The 5,354-nt window shown below is 57.6% G+C and carries 3 rRNA genes; all 3 read right to left on the bottom strand.

Features of this window, described 5'->3' with window-relative positions:
• Positions 1-2: 2 nt before the first annotated feature.
• Positions 3-119: ribosomal RNA gene (rrf, locus tag AC5L34_RS29395) — 5S ribosomal RNA — on the bottom strand.
• 83 nt (positions 120-202) lie between these two features.
• Positions 203-3,311: ribosomal RNA gene (locus AC5L34_RS29390) — 23S ribosomal RNA — on the bottom strand.
• A gap of 376 nt (positions 3,312-3,687) precedes the next feature.
• Positions 3,688-5,202, bottom strand: a 16S ribosomal RNA gene (locus tag AC5L34_RS29385).
• Together the 16S, 23S and 5S rRNA genes form the textbook arrangement of a ribosomal RNA operon.
• Positions 5,203-5,354 lie beyond the last annotated feature (152 nt).

Raw genomic sequence — 5,354 nt, 5'->3', positions numbered from 1 at the left:
TTGTCCGGCGGTGTCCTACTCTCCCACACCCTCCCGAGTGCAGTACCATCGGCGCTGGAGGGCTTAGCTTCCGGGTTCGGAATGTAACCGGGCGTTTCCCCTCCGCCATGACCGCCGTAACTCTATCGACATATCAAACAACACCACCACGTGGTCTGTTGTTCGTTTATCGAGAGTTGCACAGTGGACGCGTAGCAGCTTAGTAGTCAAGTCCTCGGCCTATTAGTACCGGTCAACTGAACCCGTTACCGGGCTTACATTTCCGGCCTATCAACCCAGTCGTCTAGCTGGGGGCCTTACCCCACAAAGTGGGTGGGATACCTCATCTTGAAGCGAGCTTCCCGCTTAGATGCTTTCAGCGGTTATCCCTTCCGAACGTAGCTAACCAGCCGTGCCCCTGGCGGGACAACTGGCACACCAGAGGTTCGTCCGTCCCGGTCCTCTCGTACTAGGGACAGCCCTTCTCAAGTATCCTACGCGCACGGCGGATAGGGACCGAACTGTCTCACGACGTTCTAAACCCAGCTCGCGTACCGCTTTAATGGGCGAACAGCCCAACCCTTGGGACCTGCTACAGCCCCAGGATGCGACGAGCCGACATCGAGGTGCCAAACCATCCCGTCGATATGGACTCTTGGGGAAGATCAGCCTGTTATCCCCGGGGTACCTTTTATCCGTTGAGCGACACCGCTTCCACTCGCAAGTGCCGGATCACTAGTCCCGACTTTCGTCCCTGCTCGACCTGTCAGTCTCACAGTCAAGCTCCCTTGTGTACTTGCACTCAACACCTGATTGCCAACCAGGCTGAGGGAACCTTTGGGCGCCTCCGTTACCCTTTAGGAGGCAACCGCCCCAGTTAAACTACCCACCAGACACTGTCCCTGAACCGGATAACGGTCCGAAGTTAGATACCCAAATCAACCAGAGTGGTATTTCAAGATTGCCTCCACCCATACTGGCGTATGGACTTCACCGGCTCCCACCTATCCTACACAAGCTAACTCAGATACCAATGTCAAGCTATAGTAAAGGTCCCGGGGTCTTTCCGTCCTGCCGCGCGTAACGAGCATCTTTACTCGTAATGCAATTTCGCCGGGCCTGTGGTTGAGACAGTGGGGAAGTCGTTACGCCATTCGTGCAGGTCGGAACTTACCCGACAAGGAATTTCGCTACCTTAGGATGGTTATAGTTACCACCGCCGTTTACTGGCGCTTAAGTTCTCCGCTTCGCCCCGAAGAGCTAACAGGTCCCCTTAACGTTCCAGCACCGGGCAGGCGTCAGTCCATATACATCGAATTACTTCTTCGCATGGACCTGTGTTTTTAGTAAACAGTCGCTTCCCCCTGCTCTCTGCGGCCATACAACGCTCCACCCGCGCGGGGCTTCACGTCTCCGGCCCCCCTTCTCCCTAAGTTACGGGGGCAATTTGCCGAGTTCCTTAACCACAGTTCGCCCGATCGCCTCGGTATTCTCTACCTGACCACCTGTGTCGGTTTGGGGTACGGGCCGCTAAGAACTCGCTAGAGGCTTTTCTCGGCAGCATAGGATCACTGACTTCACCTGAATCGGCTCGGCATCACGTCTCAGCCTCCATGTGTTGCGGATTTGCCTACAACACGGCCTACACGCTTACCCCGGCACAACCACCGGCCGGGCTCAGCTACCTTCCTGCGTCACCCCATCGCTTGACTACTACCCGCCAGGTTCCCACGCTCCCCCAGTTTGGTCCGAAGACCGCCCCAAGTTCGGGTGGTTAGCACAACGAGGTTCATCAGGGACGCTCTTTCGCGGGTACGGGAATATCAACCCGTTGTCCATCGACTACGCCTCTCGGCCTCGCCTTAGGTCCCGACTCACCCAGGGCGGATTAGCCTGGCCCTGGAACCCTTGGTCATCCGGCGGAAGGGTTTCTCACCCTTCTTTCGCTACTCATGCCTGCATTCTCACTCGTGCCGCGTCCACAACTGGGTCACCCCGCTGCTTCACCCCCGGCACGACGCTCCCCTACCCATCCACACACCTGCACAACACATCAAGGCGTTGCGTGGTTAAAATGTGAATGCCACAGCTTCGGCGGTGTGCTTGAGCCCCGCTACATTGTCGGCGCGGAACCACTTGACCAGTGAGCTATTACGCACTCTTTAAAGGGTGGCTGCTTCTAAGCCAACCTCCTGGTTGTCTATGCGACCCCACATCCTTTTCCACTTAGCACACGCTTAGGGGCCTTAGCTGGTGATCTGGGCTGTTTCCCTCTCGACTACGAAGCTTATCCCCCGCAGTCTCACTGCCGCGCTCTCACTTACCGGCATTCGGAGTTTGGCTGATTTCGGTAAGCTTGTGGGCCCCCTAGACCATCCAGTGCTCTACCTCCGGCAAGAAACACGCGACGCTGCACCTAAATGCATTTCGGGGAGAACCAGCTATCACGGAGTTTGATTGGCCTTTCACCCCTAACCACAGGTCATCCCCCAACTTTTCAACGTTGGTGGGTTCGGCCCTCCACGCGGTCTTACCCGCGCTTCAGCCTGCCCATGGCTAGATCACTCCGCTTCGGGTCTAGGACACGCGACTGAATCGCCCTATTCAGACTCGCTTTCGCTACGGCTCCCCCACACGGGTTAACCTCGCCACATGCCACTAACTCGCAGGCTCATTCTTCAAAAGGCACGCCGTCACCCCGCAAGGCTCCGACGGATTGTAGGCGAACGGTTTCAGGTACTATTTCACTCCCCTCCCGGGGTACTTTTCACCATTCCCTCACGGTACTCGTCCGCTATCGGTCACCAGGAAGTATTTAGGCTTACCAGGTGGTCCTGGCAGATTCACGGCAGATTTCAGGGGTCCGCCGCTACTCGGGAACACCCACAGAAGGTCAGCAACTTTCACCTACCGGACTCTCACCGTCTACGGTCAGCCATTCCAGACTGTTCGACTAGCCACTGACTTTGTAACTTCTCGAACGAGTGTCAGCTCGCTCAGCAGGGTCCCACAACCCCGACCACGCAACCCCTGACAGGTATCACACGCAGCCGGTTTAGCCTCAATCCGCTTTCGCTCGCCACTACTCACGGAATCACTAAATTGTTTTCTCTTCCTACGGGTACTGAGATGTTTCACTTCCCCGCGTTCCCCCCATACACCCTATGTGTTCAGGTGTAGGTGACTGGACATGACTCCAGCCAGGTTTCCCCATTCGGACACCCTGGGATCACAGCTTGGTTGACAGCTCCCCCAGGCCTATCGCGGCCTCCCACGTCCTTCATCGGCTCCTGGTGCCAAGGCATTCACCGTTCGCCCTTGACAACTTGACCACAAAGATGCTCGCGTCCACTGTGCAATTCTCAACAAACGACCAACCCACAACCCGAACAGTGCGACACCAAACCCGACAACCGCCGGCGGTATGCCACACCAGGCCATGCCTGGCAACCAGCTCCACCCACAGGCGAAGCGATGGCTCCGAAAAAACAACCCAACGGTTGTTCCTTCAGGACCCAACAGGGTGCTATCCATCTCCTCCCAGCCGCATCAGGACTCCCCTCCACACCACCCCGAAAGATGGCCGTACTAGAAGAACCCGACCGTTGCCAGGAGAAAACTCGCCAGTGTCTCCGCCATTGAGCACCCCGACCCGACATTCGCGGACCGCGGGCTCCTTACCGACTTTCGTCGGAAGGTGCTCCTTAGAAAGGAGGTGATCCAGCCGCACCTTCCGGTACGGCTACCTTGTTACGACTTCGTCCCAATCGCCAGCCCCACCTTCGACGGCTCCCTCCACAAGGGTTGGGCCACCGGCTTCGGGTGTTGCCGACTTTCGTGACGTGACGGGCGGTGTGTACAAGGCCCGGGAACGTATTCACCGCAGCGTTGCTGATCTGCGATTACTAGCGACTCCGACTTCACGGGGTCGAGTTGCAGACCCCGATCCGAACTGAGACCGGCTTTTTGGGATTCGCTCCACCTCACGGTATCGCAGCCCATTGTACCGGCCATTGTAGCATGCGTGAAGCCCTGGACATAAGGGGCATGATGACTTGACGTCATCCCCACCTTCCTCCGAGTTGACCCCGGCAGTCTTCGATGAGTCCCCGCCATAACGCGCTGGCAACATCGAACGAGGGTTGCGCTCGTTGCGGGACTTAACCCAACATCTCACGACACGAGCTGACGACAGCCATGCACCACCTGTGACCGCCCCCGAAGGACCCCACATCTCTGCAGGTTTTGCGGCCATGTCAAACCCAGGTAAGGTTCTTCGCGTTGCATCGAATTAATCCGCATGCTCCGCCGCTTGTGCGGGCCCCCGTCAATTCCTTTGAGTTTTAGCCTTGCGGCCGTACTCCCCAGGCGGGGCGCTTAATGCGTTAGCTGCGGCACAGGGAACCGGAGAGGCCCCCCACACCTAGCGCCCAACGTTTACAGCGTGGACTACCAGGGTATCTAATCCTGTTCGCTCCCCACGCTTTCGCTCCTCAGCGTCAGTATCGGCCCAGAGACCCGCCTTCGCCACCGGTGTTCCTCCTGATATCTGCGCATTTCACCGCTACACCAGGAATTCCAGTCTCCCCTACCGAACTCTAGCCTGCCCGTATCGACTGCAGGCCCGCAGTTGAGCTGCGGGTTTTCACAGTCGACGCGACAAGCCGCCTACGAGCTCTTTACGCCCAATAAATCCGGACAACGCTCGCGCCCTACGTCTTACCGCGGCTGCTGGCACGTAGTTGGCCGGCGCTTCTTCTGCAGGTACCGTCACTTACGCTTCGTCCCTGCTGAAAGAGGTTTACAACCCGAAGGCCGTCATCCCTCACGCGGCGTCGCTGCATCAGGCTTCCGCCCATTGTGCAATATTCCCCACTGCTGCCTCCCGTAGGAGTCTGGGCCGTGTCTCAGTCCCAGTGTGGCCGGTCGCCCTCTCAGGCCGGCTACCCGTCGTCGCCTTGGTAGGCCATCACCCCACCAACAAGCTGATAGGCCGCGAGCCCATCCCAGGCCGAAAAACTTTCCACCACCAACCATGCGGTCAGAGGTCCTATTCGGTATTAGCCCCGGTTTCCCGGGGTTATCCCAAAGCCTAGGGCAGGTTGCTCACGTGTTACTCACCCGTTCGCCGCTCGAGTACCCCGAAGGGCCTTTCCGCTCGACTTGCATGTGTTAAGCACGCCGCCAGCGTTCGTCCTGAGCCAGGATCAAACTCTCCAACAAAAACTTGTTGAAAAACTGTCCCGACAACAAAAAGTGTTGCCAAAGGAATCCAAGACCAGCCAAACCGAAGCCTGACCAGTCCAGGGGTATAAATCATTTTGGCACTGGCTTATCAAGCACCCTGTTGAGTTCTCAAAGAACAACCACACACC

Source organism: Micromonospora sp. ZG13 (genome assembly GCF_059359355.1).
This window is presented reverse-complemented; position numbering and strand designations above follow the sequence as displayed.